24 protein-coding genes are annotated in these 22,990 nt (G+C 61.8%); 14 read left to right on the top strand and 10 right to left on the bottom strand.

Features of this window, described 5'->3' with window-relative positions; all coding sequences use genetic code 11:
• The first annotated feature begins 39 nt into the window (after positions 1-39).
• The 6 genes from L5014_RS28470 to L5014_RS28445 all read left to right on the top strand — a co-directional run bounded on the left by L5014_RS28470 (position 40) and on the right by L5014_RS28445 (position 6,178).
• A complete protein-coding gene (locus L5014_RS28470) occupies positions 40-1,422 on the top strand; it encodes a metallophosphoesterase family protein (RefSeq protein WP_238467140.1) in 1,383 nt (460 codons plus the stop codon).
• A 229-nt stretch (positions 1,423-1,651) separates the two neighbouring features.
• A complete protein-coding gene (locus L5014_RS28465) occupies positions 1,652-2,182 on the top strand; it encodes a hypothetical protein (RefSeq protein ID WP_238467139.1) in 531 nt (176 codons plus the stop codon).
• Positions 2,170-4,491 carry an AAA family ATPase gene (locus L5014_RS28460; RefSeq protein WP_238467138.1) on the top strand — a complete coding sequence of 774 codons (2,322 nt, stop codon included), beginning with the start codon at positions 2,170-2,172 and terminating at the stop codon, positions 4,489-4,491. Before L5014_RS28465 ends, L5014_RS28460 begins: the two co-directional genes overlap by 13 nt.
• Positions 4,492-4,563: 72 nt before the next feature.
• Complete coding sequence (locus L5014_RS28455; RefSeq protein ID WP_238467137.1) at positions 4,564-4,746, top strand: hypothetical protein; 183 nt, start codon at positions 4,564-4,566, stop codon at positions 4,744-4,746.
• A 54-nt stretch (positions 4,747-4,800) separates the two neighbouring features.
• Positions 4,801-5,001 (top strand): hypothetical protein, encoded by a 201-nt coding sequence (locus L5014_RS28450; RefSeq protein WP_238467136.1) that lies wholly within the window; start codon positions 4,801-4,803, stop codon positions 4,999-5,001.
• A 190-nt stretch (positions 5,002-5,191) separates the two neighbouring features.
• The gene (locus L5014_RS28445) at positions 5,192-6,178 is read left to right on the top strand and encodes a deazapurine DNA modification protein DpdA family protein (protein WP_238467135.1); all 987 of its coding nucleotides are present in this window, start codon (positions 5,192-5,194) and stop codon (positions 6,176-6,178) included.
• A 234-nt stretch (positions 6,179-6,412) separates the two neighbouring features.
• Here the strand turns inward: L5014_RS28445 and L5014_RS28440 are convergent, their stop codons facing one another.
• A complete protein-coding gene (locus L5014_RS28440; protein ID WP_238467134.1) occupies positions 6,413-6,724 on the bottom strand; it encodes a hypothetical protein in 312 nt (103 codons plus the stop codon).
• 36 nt (positions 6,725-6,760) lie between these two features.
• Positions 6,761-7,042, bottom strand: a complete 282-nt coding sequence (locus tag L5014_RS28435; RefSeq protein ID WP_238467133.1) for a hypothetical protein — start codon at positions 7,040-7,042, stop codon at positions 6,761-6,763.
• Positions 7,043-7,262: 220 nt separating this feature from the next.
• On the opposite strand from L5014_RS28435, the gene L5014_RS28430 reads away from it, so the two are divergent.
• Positions 7,263-7,514, top strand: a complete 252-nt coding sequence (locus L5014_RS28430; RefSeq protein ID WP_238467132.1) for a hypothetical protein — start codon at positions 7,263-7,265, stop codon at positions 7,512-7,514.
• A 17-nt stretch (positions 7,515-7,531) separates the two neighbouring features.
• Here L5014_RS28430 and dinB read toward each other — a convergent pair whose 3' ends face one another.
• The 3 genes from dinB to L5014_RS28415 are packed head-to-tail and all read right to left on the bottom strand — an operon-like array spanning position 7,532 to position 12,763.
• A complete protein-coding gene (dinB, locus tag L5014_RS28425; protein ID WP_338019346.1) occupies positions 7,532-8,686 on the bottom strand; it encodes a DNA polymerase IV in 1,155 nt (384 codons plus the stop codon).
• Positions 8,687-8,688: 2 nt separating this feature from the next.
• Positions 8,689-9,603, bottom strand: a complete 915-nt coding sequence (locus tag L5014_RS28420) for a DUF72 domain-containing protein (protein ID WP_238467131.1) — start codon at positions 9,601-9,603, stop codon at positions 8,689-8,691.
• Positions 9,604-9,616: 13 nt separating this feature from the next.
• Entirely contained in the window at positions 9,617-12,763 is a 3,147-nt protein-coding gene (locus tag L5014_RS28415; protein WP_238467130.1) for an error-prone DNA polymerase, read from the bottom strand.
• A gap of 219 nt (positions 12,764-12,982) precedes the next feature.
• Here L5014_RS28415 and L5014_RS28410 point away from each other — a divergent pair, with 219 nt between their 5' ends.
• Together L5014_RS28410 and L5014_RS28405 are read left to right on the top strand one after the other, a co-directional pair.
• Positions 12,983-13,321, top strand: a complete 339-nt coding sequence (locus tag L5014_RS28410; RefSeq protein WP_238467129.1) for a hypothetical protein — start codon at positions 12,983-12,985, stop codon at positions 13,319-13,321.
• Between the two features lie 117 nt (positions 13,322-13,438).
• Positions 13,439-13,798, top strand: coding sequence for a hypothetical protein (locus L5014_RS28405; protein WP_238467128.1), 360 nt, complete (start codon positions 13,439-13,441; stop codon positions 13,796-13,798).
• 284 nt (positions 13,799-14,082) lie between these two features.
• Here the strand turns inward: L5014_RS28405 and L5014_RS28400 are convergent, their stop codons facing one another.
• Both L5014_RS28400 and imuA read right to left on the bottom strand, forming a co-directional pair.
• A complete protein-coding gene (locus L5014_RS28400; protein WP_238467127.1) occupies positions 14,083-15,558 on the bottom strand; it encodes a Y-family DNA polymerase in 1,476 nt (491 codons plus the stop codon).
• Complete coding sequence (gene imuA, locus L5014_RS28395; protein ID WP_238467126.1) at positions 15,479-16,195, bottom strand: translesion DNA synthesis-associated protein ImuA; 717 nt, start codon at positions 16,193-16,195, stop codon at positions 15,479-15,481. The genes L5014_RS28400 and imuA overlap by 80 nt, the downstream gene beginning before the upstream one ends.
• A 396-nt stretch (positions 16,196-16,591) precedes the next feature.
• On the opposite strand from imuA, the gene L5014_RS28390 reads away from it, so the two are divergent.
• Both L5014_RS28390 and L5014_RS28385 read left to right on the top strand, forming a co-directional pair.
• Positions 16,592-17,329 carry a DUF2321 domain-containing protein gene (locus L5014_RS28390; protein WP_238467125.1) on the top strand — a complete coding sequence of 246 codons (738 nt, stop codon included), beginning with the start codon at positions 16,592-16,594 and terminating at the stop codon, positions 17,327-17,329.
• A 119-nt stretch (positions 17,330-17,448) separates the two neighbouring features.
• The gene (locus L5014_RS28385) at positions 17,449-18,624 is read left to right on the top strand and encodes an ATP-binding protein (RefSeq protein ID WP_238467124.1); all 1,176 of its coding nucleotides are present in this window, start codon (positions 17,449-17,451) and stop codon (positions 18,622-18,624) included.
• 595 nt (positions 18,625-19,219) lie between these two features.
• On the opposite strand, the gene L5014_RS28380 is transcribed toward L5014_RS28385, so the two are convergent.
• A complete protein-coding gene (locus tag L5014_RS28380) occupies positions 19,220-19,561 on the bottom strand; it encodes an H-NS histone family protein (protein ID WP_238467123.1) in 342 nt (113 codons plus the stop codon).
• Positions 19,562-20,093: 532 nt separating this feature from the next.
• Between L5014_RS28380 and L5014_RS38700 the strand changes: the two genes are divergently transcribed.
• Positions 20,094-20,726 (top strand): H-NS histone family protein, encoded by a 633-nt coding sequence (locus L5014_RS38700; RefSeq protein WP_274389554.1) that lies wholly within the window; start codon positions 20,094-20,096, stop codon positions 20,724-20,726.
• A 274-nt stretch (positions 20,727-21,000) separates the two neighbouring features.
• Positions 21,001-21,240: a hypothetical protein gene (locus L5014_RS28370; protein ID WP_238467122.1), complete on the top strand. Its 240-nt coding sequence runs from the start codon at positions 21,001-21,003 to the stop codon at positions 21,238-21,240.
• Positions 21,241-21,303: 63 nt separating this feature from the next.
• Here L5014_RS28370 and L5014_RS28365 read toward each other — a convergent pair whose 3' ends face one another.
• Both L5014_RS28365 and L5014_RS28360 read right to left on the bottom strand, forming a co-directional pair.
• Positions 21,304-21,495, bottom strand: a complete 192-nt coding sequence (locus L5014_RS28365) for a hypothetical protein (protein ID WP_213309070.1) — start codon at positions 21,493-21,495, stop codon at positions 21,304-21,306.
• A gap of 349 nt (positions 21,496-21,844) precedes the next feature.
• A complete protein-coding gene (locus tag L5014_RS28360) occupies positions 21,845-22,321 on the bottom strand; it encodes a hypothetical protein (protein WP_238467121.1) in 477 nt (158 codons plus the stop codon).
• Between the two features lie 29 nt (positions 22,322-22,350).
• On the opposite strand from L5014_RS28360, the gene L5014_RS28355 reads away from it, so the two are divergent.
• Complete coding sequence (locus L5014_RS28355; RefSeq protein WP_238467120.1) at positions 22,351-22,911, top strand: hypothetical protein; 561 nt, start codon at positions 22,351-22,353, stop codon at positions 22,909-22,911.
• The last annotated feature ends 79 nt before the right edge of the window (positions 22,912-22,990 follow it).

The raw sequence follows: 22,990 nt of genomic DNA, 5'->3' as shown, positions 1-22,990 counted from the left end.
TGCCTTCAGGCGGCCATTTTTCGTTTACGGAGGTGCGTCGTGAAGATCGCCCATTTTTCTGACCTGCATTACTCGCCCGAGCGGCTCGACGAAGCAGACCGCTGCTTCATATTTGCCACGCACGACGCGATCATGCGTGGCGCACGTGTCGCAGTTGTCTCCGGCGACTCGACTGATCATCGCCTCGACGCGCATTCACCGGCACTCTCGGCCCTCGCGCGTCGGATTCACCGTCTCGCGTCCGCGATGCCTGTGATCATGCTGCAGGGCACGTTCTCGCATGAACCGCCCGGCACGCTGGATATCTTCGCGCTCATGGGCTCGAGCAACGAGGTGTTCATCGCAAGCCGCATCCAGCAGGTGGCTTTCGCGAATGGGCGCTTCCATGCATCTGCGGGGCCGTTGTTCAACGAACGTGAGCTTGCGCAGGTACTGGCGATGCGGCCCGAGGCCGCTTTCACCTGTCTGCCGACCGTCAACAAGGGGCAGTTCGCAGCGAGTGTTGGCGCACTCGCCGCGGCGACGGATCTCGGTGACGTGCTCTCGACGTATCTGGCAGCGTCGGGGCAGGTGAATGCGCGTCTGCGCGAAGCAGGCATCGCGACTGTGGGCATTTCGCACGGCACGGTGGTTGGCTGTGAAACGGAGCACGGCGTAACGATGGCGGGATTTGATCACGAGTTCTCGCTCTCGGCGCTGTTCGACGCGCAGTGTTCTGCGTTCATGCTTGGTCATGTCCACAAGCACCAGACGTGGCAACGCGGCGGCTCGCTTGTCGCCTACGCCGGATCGATCGGCCGCTTTCACTTTGGCGAGCAGGGCGAGAAGGGTTACCTGCTATGGGAGGCGGATACCAATGAGGCCTCGGCCGAACTGGTCCCGACTCCCGCGCGCCGTATGGTGTGCATCGATTTCGATGGTCCTCCCGACATGGAGCGTCTCGCGCAGTTTGCGAACGACGCCGGCGATGCGTTCGTACGCGTTCGCTGGCAGGTCGACGAGGAGCATCGGCAGTCGGTCGATCGCGCCGCGATCGAAGCGATGTTCGCGAACGCGCAGGGCGTGAAGATCGAACCGCGCATTCTCCCGGTTGTGCGCAGCCGCGCACAGGGCATCAGCCTGGAGACATCGGTCGATGCGAAGCTCGGCCGCTGGTGTGAGGTCGCGAACGTCACCGCAGCACCTGTTCTCGAACGTCTGCAGTTGCTTGAAACCGGAGATGCGAACGCGATCGCTGACGCCGTACTGGCCCAACTCGACGAGGCGCCGGCGGCCACACCGCTGGCACTTGTCGCAGGTAAGCCTGCTGCCGAAGCAATCCTGCCTGAGGAGGTTGCGATCGTCGCTTCGCCCGCGCACAGCGCGAGCGGCGCACCGGGGGACGCACTCGACTGGCTGGAAGGCGATCTTTTTGCGGCCTGACCAGCCGCCATCCAGCGAGCGGGGCCCGTACGGCCCGCTCGTTCGTGGACACCAGCCGCGTCCCGCCAGTGCGCTCCGCAATTGAGATGAGCGCATTGCCGGAACAAGGTTCACCCGCGCCGCTGGCGCATCGATCGCAGCAACCGCTGCATCCATTTTCTTTTGACCCTGGCGGGGAGCGATTTCCCGAAGGGGGCGCACTCCGTCCTTTCCCTCTGGAGTGTTCCCCATGTTTGGTCTTTATCCTGCCGGTCCCGACTGGGTCCAGCATTTCAATGCAACCTGCGCCGCGCGCGATATCCAGCAGCTTCTCGTGAAGTATGCCGGATTCACAGCGGGGCTTTTCCATCAACCCTACGGGCCCTCACGCGGCGCGGTGATCGCAATCCGTCACGGCTTCGTCGTGATGGTCCATGAAGACGCCGCCGCTGAGCTTGAGCTCGTTGTGGCGCCCGACGTCGAGATGACGAATCTGCTCTGGTCGCACAGCAACGGCTATGCGAGCCAGTGGTCGCCTCGTGAACTGAAAGCGCTTACAGCGTGTGACAGCTGGGACCAACTGCTGAAGCTGGCAGGTACCCGGTTTCGCGCGGCCTGCACAGCGCTTGAGCGCGCGATTGACGGCACGATTGTGCCGGCGCCTGAACCGGCCGATCCGGTCATCGCCGCGTCGTTTCCTGACGATGACGATGTGCCCTGGCTGCCGTCCGACTATCTGGACGACTCGCCGGTCGGGGAGGGCATGCCATGCGACCGCTGATGCTCACACTCGAAGGCTTTATCGGCGTGCGCGACGGGATGAAGCGCGAAAGCGTGACACTCGACCTGCAGGCGTTGCCGATGGGGTTGATTGCGCTCAAGGGCGCAAACGGCGCAGGGAAATCCACACTCATGGACAACCTGCACCCCTACCGCATCATGCCTTCGCATGCCGCGAAGCTCTCTGTTGATGCCTTCTCGTACTGGGACCACCTCTGTGGCGTCCAGGCGCAGAAGATTTTCGAATGGGAGCACGCCAACGTGCGCTACCGCTCGACCTTCGCCTTCCGCAAGCCCGGCAAGACCGGCAAGGCCGAGTACTTCCTCGCGTGGCTCGACAAGGCCGGTCTCTGGCAACCGTTTGTCGCGCCCGATGGCACACGTTCAGACGGCAAGGCGGACACCTATGACCGCTGCGTCGAATCGGTGTGCGGCTCGCTCGAATCGTTCTTTACGAGCGTGTTTTCCGCGCAGAACCGGCGGCCGCTTGCGTCCTATAACGCGGGCGAGATCAAGTCGCTGCTGGCCGAACTGCTGCACATCGATCATCTGCGTACGCTCTCGGCGAAGGCTGCGGACGTCGCGAAGATCCTTGGCGGCAAGCTCGACGGCATCCAGCGCGAGCTCGCATCCCTGTCCCTGAAGCACGATTCGCTCGCGCAGACGGAACGGGCGATCACGATGGGCGCGGAATCGATCGCAACGGCACGGCGCGAGCGCGAGGGCCTTCTGGCCACCGCGCAGACGCTCGGGCAGCAGCGCGCCACGCTCGCGGCGAAGCAGGCCGAGTCGGCAACGGCAGAGGCGCGCCTGCGCGAACTGGCGAAGCTGCGAGGCGAAACGCAGAGGTCACTTGCATCCGTGCAATCGGACGCGACGGAACTGACGCGGCGTCTCAACGATCGACGGGCGGCGGTCACGAAAAGTACAGCTGCTCACGAGTCGACGCTAGCTCAGCGCGCTTCGATCGAAGGTGCGCAGGCGCAATGCGATCAGGCGCAACTGGAGATCGGACGGCAGGAAGCGCGCATTCAGGCGCTTCAGTCTGAGATCGCCGGTCTTGAGCCGAAGCAGACGGCGTTGACCGAAGCGAATGCGGCCCTTGGCGGCCTGCAGGCGCAAGGTTCAACGAAGGCTGCATTGCTCACGACGCTGCAACAGCAGGCCGCCGTGGTCGATCAGGTGCCGTGTGCTGGTCATGCCATGCATGCGAGCTGTCCGCTGCTTGCCCAGGCACGTGAAGCGTCTGGCAAGTTCAGTGAACAGCGCGTCGCCGTCGAATCGCTTCGCAGGAGCTATCGCGAGAAGAAAGCGCTCGCTGACGAACTCTCGCCCGTTGTCGCGCGACTTGCGCCACTACGCGAGCAGCTTCGGTTGACCAACGCAGCCCTCACGTCGGTCCGGCGCACTTTCGAAACAGCCACGGCTCACGCTGCACGCAAGCCGCTTCTCGAAGCGGCCGCGAGTGGCCTGGCGCAGGCGAAAGCGGATCTTGCCGACATCGATGTGCAACTGGTGCAGGTCGCGGAACGCCGTGAGGCGGAAACGACCCGGCTGCAGGCGGCGCTGCGCGATATCGATGCGGAGTCCTCAAAACTCTCTGCATCCGATGTCAATGGCGCGATCGGCGATCTCGACCGGCAGCTACTCGCAAACCGGGAGGCCAGCGCGGCGATCGACGCGCGTATCGAAACGCTCATCCGTCACCATGCCACGCGCGAAACACAGCGCGAGGCGATGAAGGCGGAACTGGACGGGGTCGGCGCGACGCAGGAGAGGGCGGTACGCCTCTCGGATGAGATCGCAAGCTGGAAGCTGCTTGCGAAAGGTCTTGGTAACGACGGCGTCGTGGCACTGACGATCGACGATGCTGGCCCGGCACTCACGCAGACGGTCAACGACCTGCTGCTTGCGTGCTATGGCCCGCGATTCACCGTCGAGATTCGAACCCAGCGCGAACTTGCGTCGGGCGATCTGCGTGAAGGCTTCGAGATCCTCGTCCATGACGCCGACAACGACAGCACCAAGGCGGTATCGGTGATGTCGGGTGGACAGAAGGTATGGATCAACGAGAGCCTGACTCGCGGCATTGCGCTGTATCTCGCGCGCAATGCCGGGCAAACGTACCAGACGCTGTTCAGCGATGAATCGGACGGCCCGCTCGATCCCGTGCGCAAGATGCAGTTCATGAGGATGAAGCGTGAGGTTCTCCGGCAAGGAGGCTATGAGCGCGAATTCTTCATCTCGCAGACACCGGATCTTGTTCTCGAGGCCGACGGCGTCATCGATGTAGAAGCGCTGGCCGCATGACTTTTCTTTTAACCCTTGTGGGGAGCGAATCCCCGCAAGGGGCGCTCCTCGTCCTGACTCCGGGGATCAGCCATGTTGAAGAAGCAGCCCTCCTTATTGAGCAGCATCACTGGTACCTCGCGCGCGGGGTCGCCGCGTACGGGCCACGAGCACGTCTACACGATCAATGGCTCGCGGCTGCGAGACGTTCTCGTTGACGGGCAGTGGATCACGGTTTCCGTGTCCGAACCCGCACCGCAGCGCGTCGCTGCCTGACCTCATGTTCCGCCCCTGACGGGGCGGCCAACTCTACTTTTCTGGAATCAAACCATGATCAACTTTTTGATGCTGCTCGTTGCAGCAGCCGGTACCTCGACCTTCGGCTCCTGCACGCAAGCGCAGGTTCGGCCGCAGGCAGAAACGCCTGTGATCGTTGTGCATTCGCCGAAAGGCGAGCAGGGCGATTTCCGCATCTGCGACGACGGGCGCGTGCTGATCTATCCGGCAAGCCATCCGAAGTCCTGCACCTGAGGCTTTTCCTTTGCCTTCGAAGGCCCCGTTGCCGGTTCGGGACGGGGCTTCCCACCCGGCGACTCCACAGGCTCTTTTGAGGCGGTATAGATGGACCTTTTTGCATTGACGGCGTGATACGCGCCACTTTCCCTCATGGGGCAACGCCCCATGAGGGTGTTGCCCTGTTCACTTTACAGGAGCAAGCTGCATGAACAACGAGAATTGCGACACCCGCTGCGCGGGTATGCCTCTCTTCCAGTCTAATACTCATCTTGCCGGTGGCCTGCCTGTGCGTGCTGGCATACCCCATCGTGGAGGCAAGCTCGCCTTTCACGCTTTCAAGGAAAGCTTCGCTGCGATGGTGTCGGCGAACGCCTTCTGGAATCCGGCGCGACAGGAGTTTCACTTTCCCGACGCGACGGACCTGACGGAACTGGACTTCGCGCTCGATAGTGCAGGTTTCACGGCCATGCAGCTCTGGAAGACGCGCGGGAAGCAGGCCGGTATTGCCGGGGTGTATCCGTGGAGCTACGAGCAGTACGTCGAGCTTGCATCGCTGTGCGGCGCATCGTGGTTCGCACAACCGGACATGTGTTGTGAGCCCGAGATCGCGACCGACCGTGAGGCGATCGACTATCGTATTCGGGCAACGGCGACGATGCTGGAGGGAACGCTGCGCGTGGTGTACGCGTGGCAGGAACGACTCTCACGCGACAACGACAGCCGAACCGTGAGCAATCTCGTGCCCGTGCCGGTGCCCGTCATTCAGGGATACTCGGTCGACGAGTACCGCCGCAGCCTCGACCTGCTGCTATCGGTGTGGGAACGCTGGAGACCATGGCTGGGTGAACCAACGCTGATCGGGCTTGGTTCGGTTTGTCGCCGAAATCTCAATGACCCGCGTCACGGCCTCTATGCGGTGCTAGCTGGCCTTGAAGGACACTTACCTCCCGGCTCGAAGCTTCATCTTTTCGGCGTGAAAGGTCAGTGCCTTGAAAAGCTCAGGGCGTTCGACTGGATCGCGTCCGTGGATTCGATGGCCTGGGACTACGGGGCACGCGTTGATGCTCGAGAACGCGCCATTGCCAATACTATTGCGCATCGCTCAGCCGTGATGTCCCGGTGGATGGATAGCGCCCGGACACGGGCCACGCCGACAGTCGGTGACCAGCATCGTTTGGTGCTTGCCGCCTGAAGTCCGCTTTTTGCACAAAGCCCGCCCGTACTTGCGCAAGGACGGGCGGGCTTTCTCTTTTCTGGGCACACACTTTGTCGCGCGCATCGGGTGCTACGAGAGTAGCAGAGGGGATGGGTTGTATGGCCGGGAAAGTGGTCGGCGATCTGATCAAAAGGTAGTGATTTTCGTGTGCCTTTTCGACTCGACGGCGCCCGCCCGGTCTTTCGCCTACCCGGCTGATTGCCAGGCGACCTAGTCGACGCGACCGGCTTCGAAAGGGGGAGACTCGCGCATCCAATGCTCGATTTCATCGAACCCCTCGTATACCGGCGCAGCGAGCCAACGTTGGAAAGCGACGGCCCATTCGTGCCATTGCAGATCGAAAGGATCGAACTCTTCCTCGATCAGCGTTTCGTTATCCTCACGCAGAAAAGCGAAAACGAGGTTGCGGCCGTCCCACCACGCGATGACGTGCTGTGACAGCCGGGCGGCAGTGCAGCGCGGCTGGTCGCGCAGCAGCATGCTGGCATCCGCGCAGAAGTCCTGAAGTGTGATCTCACCCATCTTGTCCTCTCCTTCTGCGACGGTCGATGACCCAGTTTACGCCTTTGGCTCAAATTGGTCGTTAGCGAGGGCACTGGCGGACGCTAGCCTCGCATGCAGCAAGAACACATCGACCATAAGATGAAGTTCGTAGGTGCCCAGCTTTTGGCCGGACATGAGTTTGTTAGCGATTGTGTCTATTTGCGCATCGCCTGAGTCGCCATCGCCAACGACATCCAGCGCCAATTTCAGAAGGTCTCCTGTAAGTGGCTCATCCCTTATGAGTCGGCGCTTGATGTGCCCAAATCTTGCACTCATGCTTTTCGATGCACCAGTCATGAAAATTCTCCGTGAAATTGAATCATATGGAGAGATCGCGCTGTCCTCAATGGGCTCGGCGTCACCTGGCCTATTAGCGTCAAGCAAAATATTTTTGCATCACTCCGAATTCGTAGTACCAGGGAGTTATAGTTTCAGATGCAACGACGCGCTAACGACGTCGCTCCCGGGGTAGCCGCCATGATGGCCCGTTAACAAAGTACATACGACTTCCTTTTCCATGGACGATCGATTTTCGTTGAAGGCATTTTTTCAAAACGCCATCAATAATGGTGACATAAAGAGCTACAACGAACTGCTAGCGATGGTCAACGCAGAATCCCTGGAGATAACGCGCAACGGCTGGACGAATGACCGCATGAGATACATGGGTCTTCGGCCACCGAACGGCAGGCGCTTTCGCATTTACTTCGCTTTCCACAGGTCGGCCGAAACCCCGCTCGATGGTGCGCAGCCGGTCGAGCAAGACTAACCATCGTCGGGGGGGCTTCAGCTATCGAACGGCAGTTCGCGCTGCACCGGACGCACAGGCGGGGTGTCATCTGCCGCCGGCCCCAGCGAGCCGACGCGCACACCGATAAGCCGAATCCGCCGATCCAGCGTCACCCGCTTCAAACACTCGCCTACCGCTCGCCGGATGGCCGCTGTATCCGCCACGGGATCGGCGAACGACAGGTCGCGAGTCACGATCTTGAAGTCTGCAAACTTGATCTTCAGCCCCACAGTGCGGCCCGCGTATCCTTTGCGCTGCAGATCCCCTGCAACCCGTTCGCATAGCCCCGTTAGCGCCGGTGTCAGAATCGCGCGGTCGCGGGCCACGTGCATATCTCGCTCGAACGTTGTTTCGCGGCTCATGGACTTTGGTTCGGAGGAGACAACGACGACGCGGTCGTCGATTCCGCGCGCGATTCTCGCCAGCCACTCAGCGTATGTGCGTCCGAATTGTTCCTGCAGCCGCGCGGGGTCTGCAGCAGCAATCTCACCGACCGTCACAATCCCAATGCTCGCGAGACGATCATTCGCACGGGGGCCGATACCATTGACCTTCTTCGCTGCGAGAGGCCAGATGCGCGCTTCGAGATCCGCCATCGTAAGGAGCGTGAGCCCGTCAGGCTTGTCCAGTTCGGATCCGATCTTTGCGAGCAGTTTGTTTGGCGCAATCGCAATGGAGCAGGTGAGGTTCGTGGCCTGGCGCACGGCGGCCTTGATCCGCATCCCGAGCTCGTGGGACTCACCCTCTACGTCCGTCAGGTCAATGAAAATCTCGTCAATGCCTCGATCTTCGATCTGGTCAGTAAATGTTCCTACCGCGTCCTTGAAGAGCCTCGAATACCGCCGGTACGAATCGAAGTCGGTCGGAAGGAGAATCGCGTCCGGCGCGAGTTTGGCCGCTTTCATCATGCCCATTGCAGAGAACACACCCAGCGCGCGCGCTTCGTAGGTCGAAGTCGTCACCACGCCGCGGCCCACATAGTCACGCAGCTTCGCAAAGCGGCGCGTTCCATCGGGCAACATTTGAGGCGCGGCGTCGCGGCCGCCACCGATCACGACCGGTTGGCCGCGCAATTCGGGATAACGCAGCAGCTCAACGGACGCGTAGAAAGCGTCCATGTCGAGATGAGCGATGCGTCGCGGCCGGTCGATTGTCACGTCGCGGTTACCGAGGTATCGCCGAGGAATCCCATGAGTGTTCGCGCGTTACGCTGCCCCTGGTCCTCGTAGTTGTTGTTGAACACGACGTGAGTCTGCGCAACGGTCGCCGCAATTTTCCTGATCTTTCCAGCCAGTTCGGATAACTCATTATCGTTGTAGTCGTAGTTGAATCGATCGCTCGCAGCCGTGGCGTCCTTGATATTCCATGTTTCGTGGTTACGTCCATGAAGGCGCACCAGAGCAAGAGCAGGGTTGGTGACTTCCCATACCGACGGAATCGAATTGGCGGGCCCTTGCGGTTCATCAACGACCACGTTTGCCAGTAAGTGTTCGCGCTCGAACGCCAGGGTCGACGCAGCATGCTTCGTGTCGAACCAGCTACGGTTGCGAAACTCGACGGCCATCAGACAGCGGCCCTCCATTCGTTCCGCGCAATGCTCGACGTGCGCGCGACCGTCGGGTGCGGAAGTGATCCACGGCGCGAACTGGAAATGCACCGCTCCGAGTTTTCCCGCATCCTGCAACGGTACAATTGCCTCGAAATACCGCCTCCAGAGTTCGGACCGGATATCCTCGGGCATGTCCTTGTAGTAGAGGTTCTTCTTCCCGTTCTGGGGCAACGCGGGCTGCATGTCCTTCGGAAACATGTCGCGCGGCGTCTGATGGCCTGTGAAGAGCCGAAACGCCTTGATGTTGAAAACGAAGTCCGGTGGCGTGCGTTCGACCCAAAGTACGGAGTTGCTGCCGTTGGGCATCGAGTAGTAGCTGGAGTCCACCTCGACGAGCGGGAACTGGCTCGCATAGAAGCGCAAGCGTGCCTCTGCGCTGCTACAACCGGGCGGATAGAAGCGCTTGCTTTTGATGAGCGTCGGATCGGTCCACGACGCGGTGCCAACACGGATGTTCATCGAGTGTTCTCCACTAGCAGAAGTCACGACTCACGGTTGGAAGCTCGCCCAGCAAAGCGGTAACGTCAACGAGCCGGTTTGCCACGAGATGCCGCACCTCACCCTCGCGCTGCCACACCCCATAGACGGCGAGCAACGACGAGCCGAGTGCTTCGCGACGGAACTTCTCAAGCACGGACTGCCAGACGATGATATTCACGCTGCCGGCCTCGTCTTCCAGCGTCATGAACATTACGCCGTTCGCCGTGCCGGGCCGCTGCCGCACTGTGACGATGCCACAGGCGCGCGCCAGTTGCCCGTTACGATAGCGCATGAGTGCATCTGAGGGCACGAGCCGCATCTTTGCGAGGCGGGGGCGGAGCAGGGCGAGCGGATGACGGCCGAGCGTGAGACCCGTCGAACGGTAGTCGCTCACGATCTCCTGACCTTCGGTCATCGGGGCGAGCTCCGGTGTATCGTCGTCGTCGCTGGCGCCGCGCAACAGGTCACGATCGGGAACTGCAGCGACGGCCTGCCAGAGCGCTGCGCGCCGCTCTCCCGCAAGAGAGAGCAGGGCGTTCGCGGTGGCGAGCACTTCGAGATCGCGGCGGTCAAGCTGCGCGCGGCGTGCGAGATCGGAGACGTCGCGGAATGGCCGGACCGCACGAGCCATCTCAATGCGCGCTGCCGCGTCCGCCTTCATGCCCCGAACAAGCGACATGCCTAACCGCAATGGATCGCGCGTCGTGGGACCTTCAATCGCGCAATCCCAATTGCTCACGGTTACGTCGACGGGGAGTACGCGTACGTCGTGGCGCTTTGCATCCTGGACAAGCTGGGAAGGTGAGTAGAACCCCATCGGCTGCGAGTTGAGCAACGCACATGCGAACACCGTGGGTTCGTGGCACTTCAGCCACGCGCTCGCGTAGACCATCAGCGCGAAGCTGGCCGCGTGGCTTTCCGGAAAACCGTATTCGCCGAAGCCCTGGATCTGGGCAAAGATCTGTTCAGCGAACTCGCGCTCGTAACCTCGTTCGAGCATGCCGTTGACGATACGGTCGTAGTAGACGCCGAGGCCTCCCTTGCGCCGCCACGCCGCCATCGCACGGCGCAACTGGTCGGCTTCGCCCGCGGAAAAGCCCGCTGCAAGCATCGCAACCTGCATGACCTGCTCCTGGAAAATCGGCACACCGAGCGTGCGCGCGAGCGCCTGCTCCATCTGTGGACTCGGGAACGTCACCGGCTCGATGCCCTGGCGGCGACGCAGGTAGGGGTGAACCATGCCGCCCTGCACGGGCCCCGGCCGCACGATTGCCACCTCAATCACAAGGTCGTAGAAGCAACGCGGTTGCAGACGCGGCAGCATACTCATCTGCGCGCGCGACTCAATCTGGAACACGCCGACAGTGTCGGCCCGGCAGATCATTTCGTAGGTCGCGGGATCCTCGGCCGGGATGTCCTGCAGCTCGAACACTTCGCCACGCTTTTCCGAAATCAGGTCCAGCGCGCGGCGCACTGCTGAAAGCATCCCCAGTGCGAGCACGTCTATCTTCAATAATCCTAACGATTCGATGTCGTCCTTGTCCCACTGGATGATTGATCTGTCAACCATCGCGGCGTTCTCGATGGGCACCAGGCGCGAGAGCTTGCCGCGGCTGACGACGAACCCGCCGCTGTGCTGCGACAGATGCCGCGGAAAGCCAAGCAGCAGGGTGGCGAATTCCGCCCACTGCACAATGAGTGGCGCCTGTGGGTCGAGGCCCGCTTCCTCAAAGCGGCTGAGCAGGTCTTCCTTCGAGTCGAACCAGTGATGGGCCTTGGCAACCCGGTCGACGATGGCCAGGTCAACGCCGAGCGCCTTGCCCGACTCGCGCAGCGCGCTTCGTGGCCGGTAGGTGGTGACGGCAGCCGTCAACGCCGCGCGCTCGCGCCCGTACTTGCGATAGATGTACTGAACCACCTCCTCACGCCGCTGGTGCTCGAAGTCGACGTCAATGTCTGGCGGCTCGCCGCGTTCCTTGCTGATGAAGCGCTCGAAGAGCATGGACGAGCGTGCGGGGTCCACCTCGGTCACGCCCAGGCAGTAGCAGACCGCGGAGTTGGCGGCCGAGCCGCGTCCCTGGCAGAGAATCCCCTCGTTGCGTGCGAATCGCACGATGTCGTACACAGTCAGGAAGTACGGCTCGTACTTCAGATCCGCGATCAGTGCGAGTTCGTGTTCGATCTGCGCCTGGACCTTGTGGGGAATGCCCGCTGGCCAGCGCCGGTGGGCGCCAATGTAGGTTTCCTGACGCAGGTAGGCCTCGGGCGTGAAGCCTTCGGGCACAAGTTCGTCCGGGTATTCGTAGCGGAGCTCGTCGAGAGAGAACGTGCAGCGGCGCGCAATCTCGACCGTCTCGGCCAGCGCTCGCGCGGGATAAAGGTTGGCCAGACGCAGACGTGAACGCAGATGCTGTTCGGCGTTCGGCGCGAGATCGTAGCCGCACTCGGCGACGGGCCGTCCGAGACGGATGGCAGTCAGCACATCCTGAAGCGGCTTGCGCGAGCGAACGTGCATGACCGGTGCGCCGGTCGCCACTACGGGCACGGCATGGCGTGCAGCAGCCCGCTCGATCGCGCCGCGATGAAGGTCGTCCATCGCGCGGGCATGAAGCGTCAGTGCGATCCGCGCGCGCTCACCGAACGTCGCCGCAAACCATTCGAGTTGCGCATCAAGGCGCGCTTCATTGGCCGGGTACGCCGGGATGAGGATCGCAATGCAGTCCGGCAGTCCCTTCAGGTGTCCGTGAGAAGCTTCCGGGTGATCCAGGTCGCGTGTGGCGAGCCGGTAGCGACCCTTGTCCGCGCGCATGCGCGCGAGCGTGATCAACTCGCTGAGATTGCCGTAGCCCTCCCGCGTCATGGCAAGGGCGGTCAAGCGCAAGGCGTGCGAGCCGTCGGCATTCGTCAGCGCAAACTTGGACCCCACAATGAACGGGATACCCGCGTTTTTCGCTTCGACGTGCGCGCGCACGACCCCGGCCAGCGAGCACTCGTCCGTGACGGCGATTGCCGCATAGCCCAGTTGCGCCGCACGCGCGGCGATGTCGTCGGCGTGCGAGGCACCACGGAGGAAGGAGAAATTCGACGCACACTCGAGTTCGGCATACGCCGGCAGTCCGCCAAAGTCAGTTGCAGGCATAAATTGCGCGCGCGGCCCAGCCGGCACCCGATCCGTTGGACCTGGACGCCCTGATTCCGACTTTCCGCCCTCGACACTGTATATTTATACAGTGGTATTCTAGCGCAAACCGGCTGGCTGTCCCAAATATCGGCTTTCCCGGGAATGAACCGGACTCCGGCGGGCTAACATCGCGGAAAATCGGGCCACGACCGGTTCACAGCAAATGGAGCACAAACGATGGGACAGGCAAAACAGCGCGGCACGCAGGAACAACGCATCGCGCAGGCAAAGGCGAAGATCGACGCGTTGCGTCCGGAAAAGCTGGTGTGCGGTGCATGCAAGACCGCATTCAGCGATTTCGACGCGCTCGACACGCGAAACATCGCGGGTATCCAGGCGGCTTTCGGCGGCATCTGTCCGTCGTGCGGGGAGACGGTGCTCTCCTTCAGCGGCGAGAAGGACGCCGTCGCGAACGCGATGCTGGCGTGGCAGGACGCGATGGAAAATGAAAGCAAGCTTGGCAAGCAGTCGTCGACGGGTGAACACGTCCCCTTCGATGAACCGAAAGACTCTTGACGGTTTGCAGGCGCGTGACCGCGGCATTGCATAGTCCGAGGTGAAGGGCCGGATAGAGGATTGACAGTCAATACACATATCGTGCGGCAAAGCCCCGCGCGCAGGGAGAGTCCGATCATGAGCACGCACGAAAACGCTGAGGTACTCCTCGCGTGGTTTCGCGAACGCGCAAGCGCGACGGTGAGCGAGATTGTGGCGTCCGGACTGATGAAGTCGCGCACGGCATCTGACGCCGTGCAGTACGCGTTGCGCAATGGCGCACTTGAGCGCATCGTGCGTTCGGGCGCAAGCGCGAAGGACCGCGTTCACTATCGGTCGACCGGCATCGCCTTGCCCACACCCCGAACGCAGGCCGGCCAGCTGTCTTTTGATGGTTTGCTGACCGCGTGGGGCATCGTTCTCGAGCCGCCCCGGCTTCTGTCGACGGGATCGCGCACACATCAGATTTCCGATAGCGGATTTCCGGATAACGAGTAACAGGAAAGCGTTGTCGACAGAGCGCTCTGGTTCTGGCATTCCGCGGTTCAGAAGAAGGCGACTGCCATGGTGACCGGGAGGCCGACGTCCTGACGCCCACTCGAAGCCGTCACCCGTTCCTCACAACCCGGTCACCTGAGTCGGGCAGACGGGATCCGGAGCGTCCACCAGGCGGCGGCACGACGATCCCGCCAGAGGATGTCTGAGCGCGGTTCAGCGCAAAAGCGCACTCCCGGCGGACAACTGGATCACAGCGGTAACGCCCCTGTGGCAACGCCCGCATTTCAGCCAAACAGGCCGTGAAGAAACCAGCGTGGCTCGCGCTCATCACGACTGCCGACGCGCTCACGAAATACCCAGTAGTGAAGATGGTTTTCGGCTTCGGCGACGAAGTAGTCGCGCGTCACGATGTGGCCGTCCTGCCAGCCACATTCAATCCGCTCTCCGGGCGACACCATCCGCAGCGTCGTACCGTAAAACGGACGATGGCCGCGCACGATGAGCTGGATGGGCACTTCAAGGAGCCATGCCGGGCGTGGGAGGTCACGCGGCAAATCCGTGCGCGAGGGTTGGGTATCGCTGCTGACCGGCACCCACTGCGCGGCGACTTCCGGCCGAAAGTCGGCGACGGGTGCCGCTCTCATCACATTGCCTGAACCCAGCCGTGCCGTGAGCAGCTCCATGAGGCGCGCGTGATCCTGGGGCGATCCTCCGGGTTCGGGAAACAGCGAGCCACTCGGAGCCTCGGCTTCCCGCACGTCCTTCGCTTCGAGCCTGAGTGCAATGACCGGGGCCGCGAGTTCGATCCGCGAGAGTCGCTCCTTCAGCAGCCGGACGAGGTGTTCCTCGTGCCACGTCGGCTCGCCCAGCGCAACTTCCACGTCCGTTGGAGGAATCGCCTCGCGGCCGCGCTCGTGCTCGAGCGAGACAACGAAACGCGCAACCGCAAGCTGGCGGGCGGCAAGCCAGCCCGTCATCTGCAGCGTGAGCCGGCGCGCCGCGAAGAGTGTCGCTTCAACATGCTCGATGCGGTCGGGCAACTCGACGCGGGCATCGAACGCTGGCGGCATCGTGAGCCATTCGTGGACCTCGGGTGCCTCGCCCTTCGCGCGGTCAAGGGCATCGAGCAGCGCGGTGCCGCAGCGCTTTTTCAGTCCCGCACGCGGCAGGCGCGTCACGTCATCGATCGTTGCGCACCCGAGACCATCGAACCATTCGGCGAAACGTCTCGCGGCCGGCAGCACGCCCAGAGGGATGCGTTTTAGTACACGCGAAAGGGAGCGCTGTGTGAGCGCAACGCCACCACCGGCACGCGCAATGAGCCAGGTTGCCTCGGCGGTCGGTGCGATCGAAGCCGTGCTCGTCACGCCGAAATCCGCGACTGTGCGGCGCACGCGCCGGCGAAGCGCGCGCAGGCCACCGAAAAGCCGCAGGCTGGCGGTCACATCGGCCAGCACAACGTTCTCGCCGGCGATCACGACATTTGGCGTGAACTGGAGCAGGGCGAACGCGACGCCACGTACCGTCTGTTCTTCACGCGTGAGTTCACGCTCCCTGAGGTCCGCGTTCGGCGCAAGTGTGAGCACGCCGCCACGGCGCATGCCATCGACGACGCCCTGCGCCCGCGCGGCTGCGTCGGCATCGAGCACGCGGCCCTTTTCCAGAACAACGAAACCGTTGTCAGACACCGGCATGTACCAGGTTGGGCAGAAGCTCTCGATGGGCAGGCGTGGCAGATGAACGCCGATCCAGTGGTGCATGACGATTCAGGAGAACAGGCGAAGGGGAGAGCGCTACGAACACGGGTTTGTCGCGATGCGGTCCGCGGCGTTTGATGAATGAGACGTTCACGCCGTCGGGCGCCGCGTCGATCGCGATACGCAACGGAGCGGGCGAGGTTGAGTTCGCCGCCGCGGTTGGACGAAAGAGGAACAGTAATGTGTCCGCGTACTGTGCGGCGAGGTGCAGGCGGCGCAGCGCCTCCGGGCGGACCTGCTGCTGCCAGAACAGCAACGCCCCTGCAGTTCCGGCACGCAGGATCTGCTCCGCGGCCCACAGGCTGTCGGCTGTCGTGGCAGCCTTGAGCACGTGGATGTTGTCAGCGCCCACACCCCACCAGGTGAATGCTGCCGGCTGCAGCCGATGCGGAGGCTGGAGCATGAAGACCGGCCGGGTTGTGACGGCTTCAAGCGCAGTTTTAAGCAGACGCAGTTCGCCGCAGCCCGGTTGCGGGACGATCACCTCGGTCAAGGCCCCCGTCGGCCAGCCGTGGCCCGGCAACTCAGCGTCGAGCGCCTCGTGGCCGCTCGGTACCGTGCGGCCGTGCGCCGAACCCAGCTGCGAGGCCCTCCACAAGTCCGGGTGGATCGCCTCGAGATTGAGTAGCGGCTGCGCCATGATGATCTCGAATACTGTATGGATGTACAGGTATCGTAGCCTGTCTATCCAGAAAAGTCACCCTGCGGATGTGCCGGTGGAATGCGACTTCCGGGCCGGTAGCGTGCGGATGTGCCGAAAGCGGTCGGCGCGTGGTCGATTGCCGGGCCCCGGGAAGGATGTTGCAGCATGGTATAAATTATCGTTACGCGGATAATTAACGGTAATTGCGCATCCCGGGACATGTTCGGGGCTCGTCCAGATCCGTGCGTCGCCAGGCATGGCGTCCGTTCACGAGCCAGAAAGCGCCGGTAGCTTGCTGCCAGATCGCGTTCTGAAACGGTTTGGCCGCGGGGTGAATGATCCGCGAGCAGTTAACGCTCCTTTAGAATCACCAGATTCGGGTAACGACAGCAGATGACCGTGGTGCAGGAAACTCAGACATATGTGTGCCGGAACGGCCATGTCCGGACGGACCAGTTCGACCCCAACGGAGCTCCCCCGGACGGACGATGCCTCATCTGCGGGGAGCCCCTGCTGGGTCATTGCATTCACTGCAACGCACGCATTCCTGGCAAACCCAGGGCACCGGGCGTCATCGTCGCAAACTGGTCGTTACCCAACCGCTGTCCTCAATGTGGCGCAGCCTATCCGTGGGCTGAACACGTATCCAGTTCGGGTAACGCCAGCAACGCCGTCGCCCGCATTGAGCAGATCTGCCAGCGCTTCCACCTTGTCGCGAGGCGACTGGCGCGGCGTCATGCAAACCGCCGGACGATCGCCGTTGACGACGAGTACGATGTCCAGGACCTCCTTGCGGCCGTGCTTGCTGCGGACTTCGACGATGTCCGTGATGAGGAGTTTTCTCCGTCCGTCGCGGCACAGAACAGTCGCATCGACTTCGTCCTGGTCGGTCCGGGCATTGCGGTCGAAACGAAAATGACGCGTGAAAACCTGACGGACAAGAAACTCGCGGACGAGTTGCTCGTTGATATCAGGCGATATTCCGAGCATCCCGAAGCCCGACACCTTGTTTGCTTCGTCTATGATCCGCAGCTTCGGGTCAAGAATCCTGCCGGTCTCGTGCGGGATCTCGAGAAAACCGCGACACGGTTTGAGACGCTGAGAGTCGTCATTGCGCCGCGCGGAATCTAGCCAGAATCCCTCGCCGACTGTGGCTGGGACGCCAGTCGGATCGCTTGTCCTCTGGGTTATACTAAATTATCTTTTATGGGTATAATTTATCCGTCAATAGATAATCATGGGTAATTGCCATGTCGCCGTATTTCACCAGACAAAAGCTGGCCGCAGACTACTGCGACGCACTGACGGGCGACGGGCTTGTGGATGCGAGTTCAGGCCTGTTCCTGGCCGCACCGCGGCGCACCGGCAAGACGACCTTTCTCCGGCGCGACCTGATGCCCGAGGCCGTCCTGAGGCAATGGCTGCCGGTGTATGTGGACTTGTGGGAGTCGCAGCAGACCCCGCCGACGCGACTCGTCGCGACGGCCGTGGTCAACGCGCTGCGCATCGAGCAAAGCCGGGTTGCCGACGAACTTGCCCTGAAGTCCGGCATGAGCGCCGCGGCCGTAACCCTTGAGGATTTCGGGCTTGAAAACGTCGGCGCACCGGAGGGCAAGACACTCGCGGTCGCCCTTAGAACACTGTCCGAAGTAGCCGGCAAGCCGGTGATGCTCGTCGTCGATGAAGCGCAGGAGGTACTCAATTCTGCCGATGACCTGATGTTCTCGCTCAAGTCGGCGCGCGACACCGTCGGCGTCGATGCGCACGGTGCCCGGCGACTTTTCATCGTATGCACGGGCTCACATCGCGACAAACTCCTGCACCTCGTGCTCACGAAGAAGCAGCCGTTCTACGGAAGTTCTGTCCAACCTTTCCCGTTTCTTGGTCGCGACTACGTTGACTGGTACACCGGGCGAATCAATCAGCACCTGGCAGAAGACAACCGGTTTGAACCGGATGCCGTATTTGACGCGTTCAAGCTGGTGGGCCACCGCCCCGAGATCCTGAAGAAAATCATTTCGGAAATCGCCCTGGATGAAGGCGCCGCACACAGTCTTGGAGAGCGGCTGGCTCGAGGGGCGATCGCACGGCAGGATGAAATCTGGGACGAGTATTCGAGGGCGTACGACAACCTGAGCAGGCCGCAGCAGGCGGTGCTCAGCCTGCTTGTCGAAGGCGGACCACAATTCGAACCCTTCTCTGAAGTGACCATCACCGCCTGCTCGCGGATTGTGGGCTCGACTCTCGCCGCGACTCACATCCAGAAGGCGCTCGACGCACTCCGCAAGAAAGACCTGGTCTGGCGTTCGGCCCGCGGGGAATACGCGTTAGATGACTCGTCATTCGGAGACTGGTTCAAGCGGAAGAGCGGGATGAAAACCGATGCGTCCGGAACGACAGGCGACATGGCGACGCCGGGCTCCTGAAGCCGCTTTTAGCGGCAAGCCCGGAGTCGTCTTGACGGGGCTGACTGCGACATGGGACTGTCGCCGGAGAATTTAGGTACGCGAAGTGCCCCGTCACAACCCGTCGTAGCCGATCCCTTCACCATTGCTCCACCGGCGGTCAAGGGGCGCCCGCACCCTCTGCGCATGCCTTGCAACTACCATGTTTGCCAGCAGCATCAACGAGCCGGATATCACGATCATTTCGTCGCGGCGCCGTGCGCGCTCATACGCGAGCCTGCCGGTGCAGATCGCGCGCTGCAACTGATTGACGATACCGGCTGCGCTCCAGAGTCGGACGTGTCTGAAACAGGTGCGGCAGATCCAGCGAAGGACGGGGCGCCAGAAGTCTTGCCCCTCGCCATGATCCCGTCGCATTGGCTCTTCAGGCGCGCTCCAGTCGGTGTATTTCCAGTCATTGGCCAGCTCGCGCGCATCGCGTACTTCGTGGCTTTTTGCCCCTTGGTGGAAGCACTATTCCTGATCGGCATCGAGTCGCAACTCGCGCACGTCCACGATCCTGGCGCAAGGAAGAGGCGGTCTGGCTTCAGATCCTGGCTGACCCTTGATCATCACCTCAGGCGGCGGGAATGCCCTCTGTCCTGATTGTGGCCAGTCGGGTGCCAGCAAACGGGTCATTGTGCCAGTCGGCGCCAGTGCGCTTGTCTGCGTGCCGGTTCGGCGCCCCATCAATGGCGAAATGCTCAAGAGTCTGTCCAGCGCTGATCGCCTGGACTACCCATTGTGGCGCAGCGCCGTTGCCATCCCATGTATTACCGGAAGCGTCGCGAAAACGCACCGCCCGCAAACGCGCCTGATCTGCCGCAAGTGAAGTCGCGATGTCTTCCGGTCTGATTCCAAATTCCGCCATCCGTCTGCGCAGATAGGCCACGATGCTATCGCGCTTTCTTTCATCCATTCGGTATTCTCCGCACAACAAGCTGTTGTTGGACAGGTAATTGCAAACCGCGTGCCGCCAGGATAACGCCCGACTCCAGCAGGCCATGCTGCGGTAGCGAAGTGGGTGGGGTATTCTCGAACGGCGCTCTGTTGGGAACAGCACACGAAAACGCCGCGACTGACGGTCGCTTTCTTTTCAGACAGTATAAATCAACCGGAAGGTGCTGCCTGGTTAGCGCCCGCACAGTTTGTAATCTTGTGTTTCACTCATGAGTTCGTGCACGGAATAGAGTATCGGTCACGCGAGCGACGAAACGCGGGGTACGTGTCTGGGAAATGGAGAATCAAACTCAGGTTTTAACGTCCAGTGACACGGGAACTGCTGGGGCGCTGGGCTTTCAGTTTGCACGAGCGTACTGATAAAGTCATAATCACCATCATTGACGATGGCGTCAGCGCTGCCGGGCAGACCAAACTTCGAAGTGCCTGGCAAACACGCCAGGTAAGTTTCAGGATCGCCTGGTCGAAAAACTCACAGGGAGAATTGGAATATGGCTACTTTGGACGCAATCAACTTGAAAATTGCCAAGCTGCAAAAACAGGCGGCCACGATTGCTGAAAAACAGTCGTCGGTGGGCCTGACGAAAATCCGTGACCTGATGCACAAGCACGGACTGAGTGTCGCTGATATCGAAGGCTTTGTTGCAAAACGACGCGGTCGCAAACCTGGGACGACGCTGGCAAAGGCGGCAGCAAAAGCTCCGGGTGCGGTCGTACATCACGTTGCACCGAAATACGCGGATCCGAAAACGGGCGCGACGTGGTCGGGCCGTGGTATGGCGCCGCTCTGGATTCGCGACGTCAAGGATCGTTCGAAATTCCTGATTGAAGCTGGGGCAACGGCCAGGACTGCCGACGCAAAGGCCGCGCCTGCGAAGAAGGCTGCTGCGAAAAAGGTAGCTGCGAAAAAGGCAGGCGCAAAGCGTGTCGTGGCGAAAGAGGCGGCGAAGACGGCAGTCGCCACGAACAAGGCGGGCCGTGCAGCAGCGGCTCCGGCAAAGGGTGTGCGTGGGCGCAAGGCCGCAGTACCCGCGAAAAAGGCCTCGGCGCCGCGCAAGGTTGCAGCCAGAAAGGCACCGGCCGCAGTTGAGGCTGCTGCCGCGCCTGAAGTCGCAGCAGCGTAACCGCTAAAGGGCGATCCAGTCGTCGCTGGCGGAGCGACAGGCTGGCCACGCCGCATTTGCGGCCCGCTACGACTGATTACTCAGGTCCCTTCGCGCGTCGCCTTAATGAGAGCGGCGCGCCATGTTTGTACGTGAGGAGGTGCGGACACAGCGCCGCGCCGTCAACCCAATGGCTTACCGTTTCGCGCTCGTATCTCTCGCGTTGCCAGTTGACTGTCCACCCGAGTCGGTTCCTCCGGCGGTGGGTCGGCTGATCGCGGCCGCATGGAATGGCATGAGCCGCGCGCAGCTCGTGGACCGCGCCCGCCGGCTCGACATGCGTGCGTCGCTGCGGGTGCAGCCCGGTATCGGACCGGATGGGCTGACGCAGTTCCGGCTCACGCTCAGTTTTGCGAACGGGAGCTTCGAGCTGATCGCCCATGTACGTCGTGTCATTCGCCGGCGCGCGGGCGCGCGACGCCAGAAACCGTCATTGCCTCCCGCGCGCGATATCCGGCAACAGAGCCTCTTCTGAGTTTTCAGGAGGTTGGGCACAACGCCTGTCGACGCCCAGGCATCACCGCTAAAAAAAAGCCCGCTAGAGAATCCTGAGATTGCGAATCTTTCCGATTGCCGGAGAGCGTTCGACGATCAGGTTCGCGATGAACTCCGGCAGCAGGGCGCGCGGCACGTTCGCGGGGATATCGGTCACGAGCTGCGAAGGCACCTGAACGATGAAGTCCTCAGGCGCCGTGGCGAGACTATGTTCGTACGCAACGCGGATGTCCATGCTGTTATCTTTCGGAGATGTGGTTGCCGGGAGCGCATGCAATGTGCGCAGGGCTATGCAGGGTTATGGACTCAGTGTAGCGCGCGATACACCTGTCGTTGTTCTGTTGTGAGCGCTTGCGCGCTTTTGCCGACCATCGCAGGCTGTACCGCACGCGACTCCATTTCCCTGTGATGCAAGCCCGGCGTTTTGGTGCCCGTCTATGGGGGCCGGTTACCATCAGGTGCCAGAATAACCGTATGACGTTCGCGTGAGCCTCTCTCACGTCCGCCCGTCCTTGTTCACCGACAGCCTTTAATGCGCATGAGCAGACTGATGTGCGAATGCGCGACGGGGCGCATTGACGACGTTATCGTGCAACCTGGAGATGACTGTCGTTGGTGCGGGTGTCATGCGCGACCCTACCCACCAGCTTTCCGAGGTAATCACTCGCCCTCACTACGATCTCCATTCGGGTCACGCTGAGCGCGCGGTCGTATTCATTGACAACGGCGGTGAGACCGTCAATCAACGATTCAGGCACATTCCAGACGCCAGTGTGGTCTGCCTGATTGAGCACCTCTCCGAGGCCATGCTCAACGCGTTCGATGTCCGCGATATCGAGCTGCCCATGTCCCGCCCGGGTGATGAAGCTCGTGATGATGATGATCTGCGAGAGGAGATTAACCGTATGCGATCCACGAACGACGCCCCTCAGAGTAAGGTGGCGGAGCGCGTGAGGTGTGGTAGTGATGCGGGTCAGCGGAGGTCGGCCGGCATTTTCCAGGGAATATGCGCAAGTGAAGAACGATTTGCTGATACTCGCAGGCGGTGTTAAAGCGGACATCCTCACAAACACAGTTGAGGATCTGCACAATGACGGCAAGACGAACGACCATCCGGCAATTGCCGCTGACCGAGGTCGTTGACCGCGACACACCCGGCGCGACGCCGGTCAGCATCACCAAACCCGAGGGCGGCGCCATCTATCACACGGTCCCGCTCGCACACCCCGACACCGGCAAGCGACGCGACGCCCGCCCGCAGTGGGTCGCAGGCACCTTCCCTCTCTTCCCTGTTGTCCGGCTCGCTGACGGCGCGCCGTGGGCTGAGGCGAACGTCTGGCTCATCGATATGATGGAGTCGAAGTCGTCGCCGAACATGCTGACGTTCGCCAGCATCGCTGACGACTTGGTGGCGTTCCGTCGTTATCTCGATGACGAGGGCATCGAGTGGTTGACGTTCCCGGTGAACAAGCGGCAACGTCCGACCTACCGCTATAGCGCTTCGATCAAGCTGGCCGTGCAGGCAGGCGAACTGTCTCCCGGCGTCGCCAGGCGTCGCATGGGCGCCGTGGTGCGCTTTTATCGCTGGCTCATGACCGAAGCAGCCTTCCGTGCGTATTCCACGACACCCGAGCGCGGATTCCACGCGTAGCCGAGCAGGTTTTCCACGAACACGCGAGCGCTCGTTCCACACGGAAGCGAGCACTTAAGCAGTGACGCGGGTGGTCAGT

It is taken from the genome of Paraburkholderia tagetis, from assembly GCF_022213065.1.
Classification (GTDB): domain Bacteria; phylum Pseudomonadota; class Gammaproteobacteria; order Burkholderiales; family Burkholderiaceae; genus Paraburkholderia; species Paraburkholderia tagetis.
Note: the sequence above shows the minus strand (reverse complement) of the source record. Positions and strands in the feature narration are given on the sequence as shown.

Excerpts from the sequence above, each read along its gene's own strand:
- L5014_RS28465 (WP_238467139.1), top strand. The coding sequence starts at position 1,652 with ATGTTTGGTCTTTATCCTGCCGGTCCCGACTGGGTCCAGCATTTCAAT.
- L5014_RS28460 (WP_238467138.1), top strand. The coding sequence starts at position 2,170 with ATGCGACCGCTGATGCTCACACTCGAAGGCTTTATCGGCGTGCGCGAC.
- L5014_RS28455 (WP_238467137.1), top strand. The coding sequence starts at position 4,564 with ATGTTGAAGAAGCAGCCCTCCTTATTGAGCAGCATCACTGGTACCTCG.
- L5014_RS28450 (WP_238467136.1), top strand. The coding sequence starts at position 4,801 with ATGATCAACTTTTTGATGCTGCTCGTTGCAGCAGCCGGTACCTCGACC.
- L5014_RS28445 (WP_238467135.1), top strand. The coding sequence starts at position 5,192 with ATGAACAACGAGAATTGCGACACCCGCTGCGCGGGTATGCCTCTCTTC.
- L5014_RS28440 (WP_238467134.1), bottom strand. The coding sequence starts at position 6,724 with ATGGGTGAGATCACACTTCAGGACTTCTGCGCGGATGCCAGCATGCTG.
- L5014_RS28435 (WP_238467133.1), bottom strand. The coding sequence starts at position 7,042 with ATGACTGGTGCATCGAAAAGCATGAGTGCAAGATTTGGGCACATCAAG.
- L5014_RS28430 (WP_238467132.1), top strand. The coding sequence starts at position 7,263 with ATGGACGATCGATTTTCGTTGAAGGCATTTTTTCAAAACGCCATCAAT.
- L5014_RS28420 (WP_238467131.1), bottom strand. The coding sequence starts at position 9,603 with ATGAACATCCGTGTTGGCACCGCGTCGTGGACCGATCCGACGCTCATC.
- L5014_RS28415 (WP_238467130.1), bottom strand. The coding sequence starts at position 12,763 with ATGCCTGCAACTGACTTTGGCGGACTGCCGGCGTATGCCGAACTCGAG.
- L5014_RS28410 (WP_238467129.1), top strand. The coding sequence starts at position 12,983 with ATGGGACAGGCAAAACAGCGCGGCACGCAGGAACAACGCATCGCGCAG.
- L5014_RS28405 (WP_238467128.1), top strand. The coding sequence starts at position 13,439 with ATGAGCACGCACGAAAACGCTGAGGTACTCCTCGCGTGGTTTCGCGAA.
- L5014_RS28400 (WP_238467127.1), bottom strand. The coding sequence starts at position 15,558 with ATGCACCACTGGATCGGCGTTCATCTGCCACGCCTGCCCATCGAGAGC.
- imuA (WP_238467126.1), bottom strand. The coding sequence starts at position 16,195 with ATGGCGCAGCCGCTACTCAATCTCGAGGCGATCCACCCGGACTTGTGG.
- L5014_RS28390 (WP_238467125.1), top strand. The coding sequence starts at position 16,592 with ATGACCGTGGTGCAGGAAACTCAGACATATGTGTGCCGGAACGGCCAT.
- L5014_RS28385 (WP_238467124.1), top strand. The coding sequence starts at position 17,449 with ATGTCGCCGTATTTCACCAGACAAAAGCTGGCCGCAGACTACTGCGAC.
- L5014_RS28380 (WP_238467123.1), bottom strand. The coding sequence starts at position 19,561 with ATGGATGAAAGAAAGCGCGATAGCATCGTGGCCTATCTGCGCAGACGG.
- L5014_RS38700 (WP_274389554.1), top strand. The coding sequence starts at position 20,094 with ATGGCTACTTTGGACGCAATCAACTTGAAAATTGCCAAGCTGCAAAAA.
- L5014_RS28370 (WP_238467122.1), top strand. The coding sequence starts at position 21,001 with ATGAGCCGCGCGCAGCTCGTGGACCGCGCCCGCCGGCTCGACATGCGT.
- L5014_RS28365 (WP_213309070.1), bottom strand. The coding sequence starts at position 21,495 with ATGGACATCCGCGTTGCGTACGAACATAGTCTCGCCACGGCGCCTGAG.
- L5014_RS28360 (WP_238467121.1), bottom strand. The coding sequence starts at position 22,321 with ATGTCCGCTTTAACACCGCCTGCGAGTATCAGCAAATCGTTCTTCACT.
- L5014_RS28355 (WP_238467120.1), top strand. The coding sequence starts at position 22,351 with ATGACGGCAAGACGAACGACCATCCGGCAATTGCCGCTGACCGAGGTC.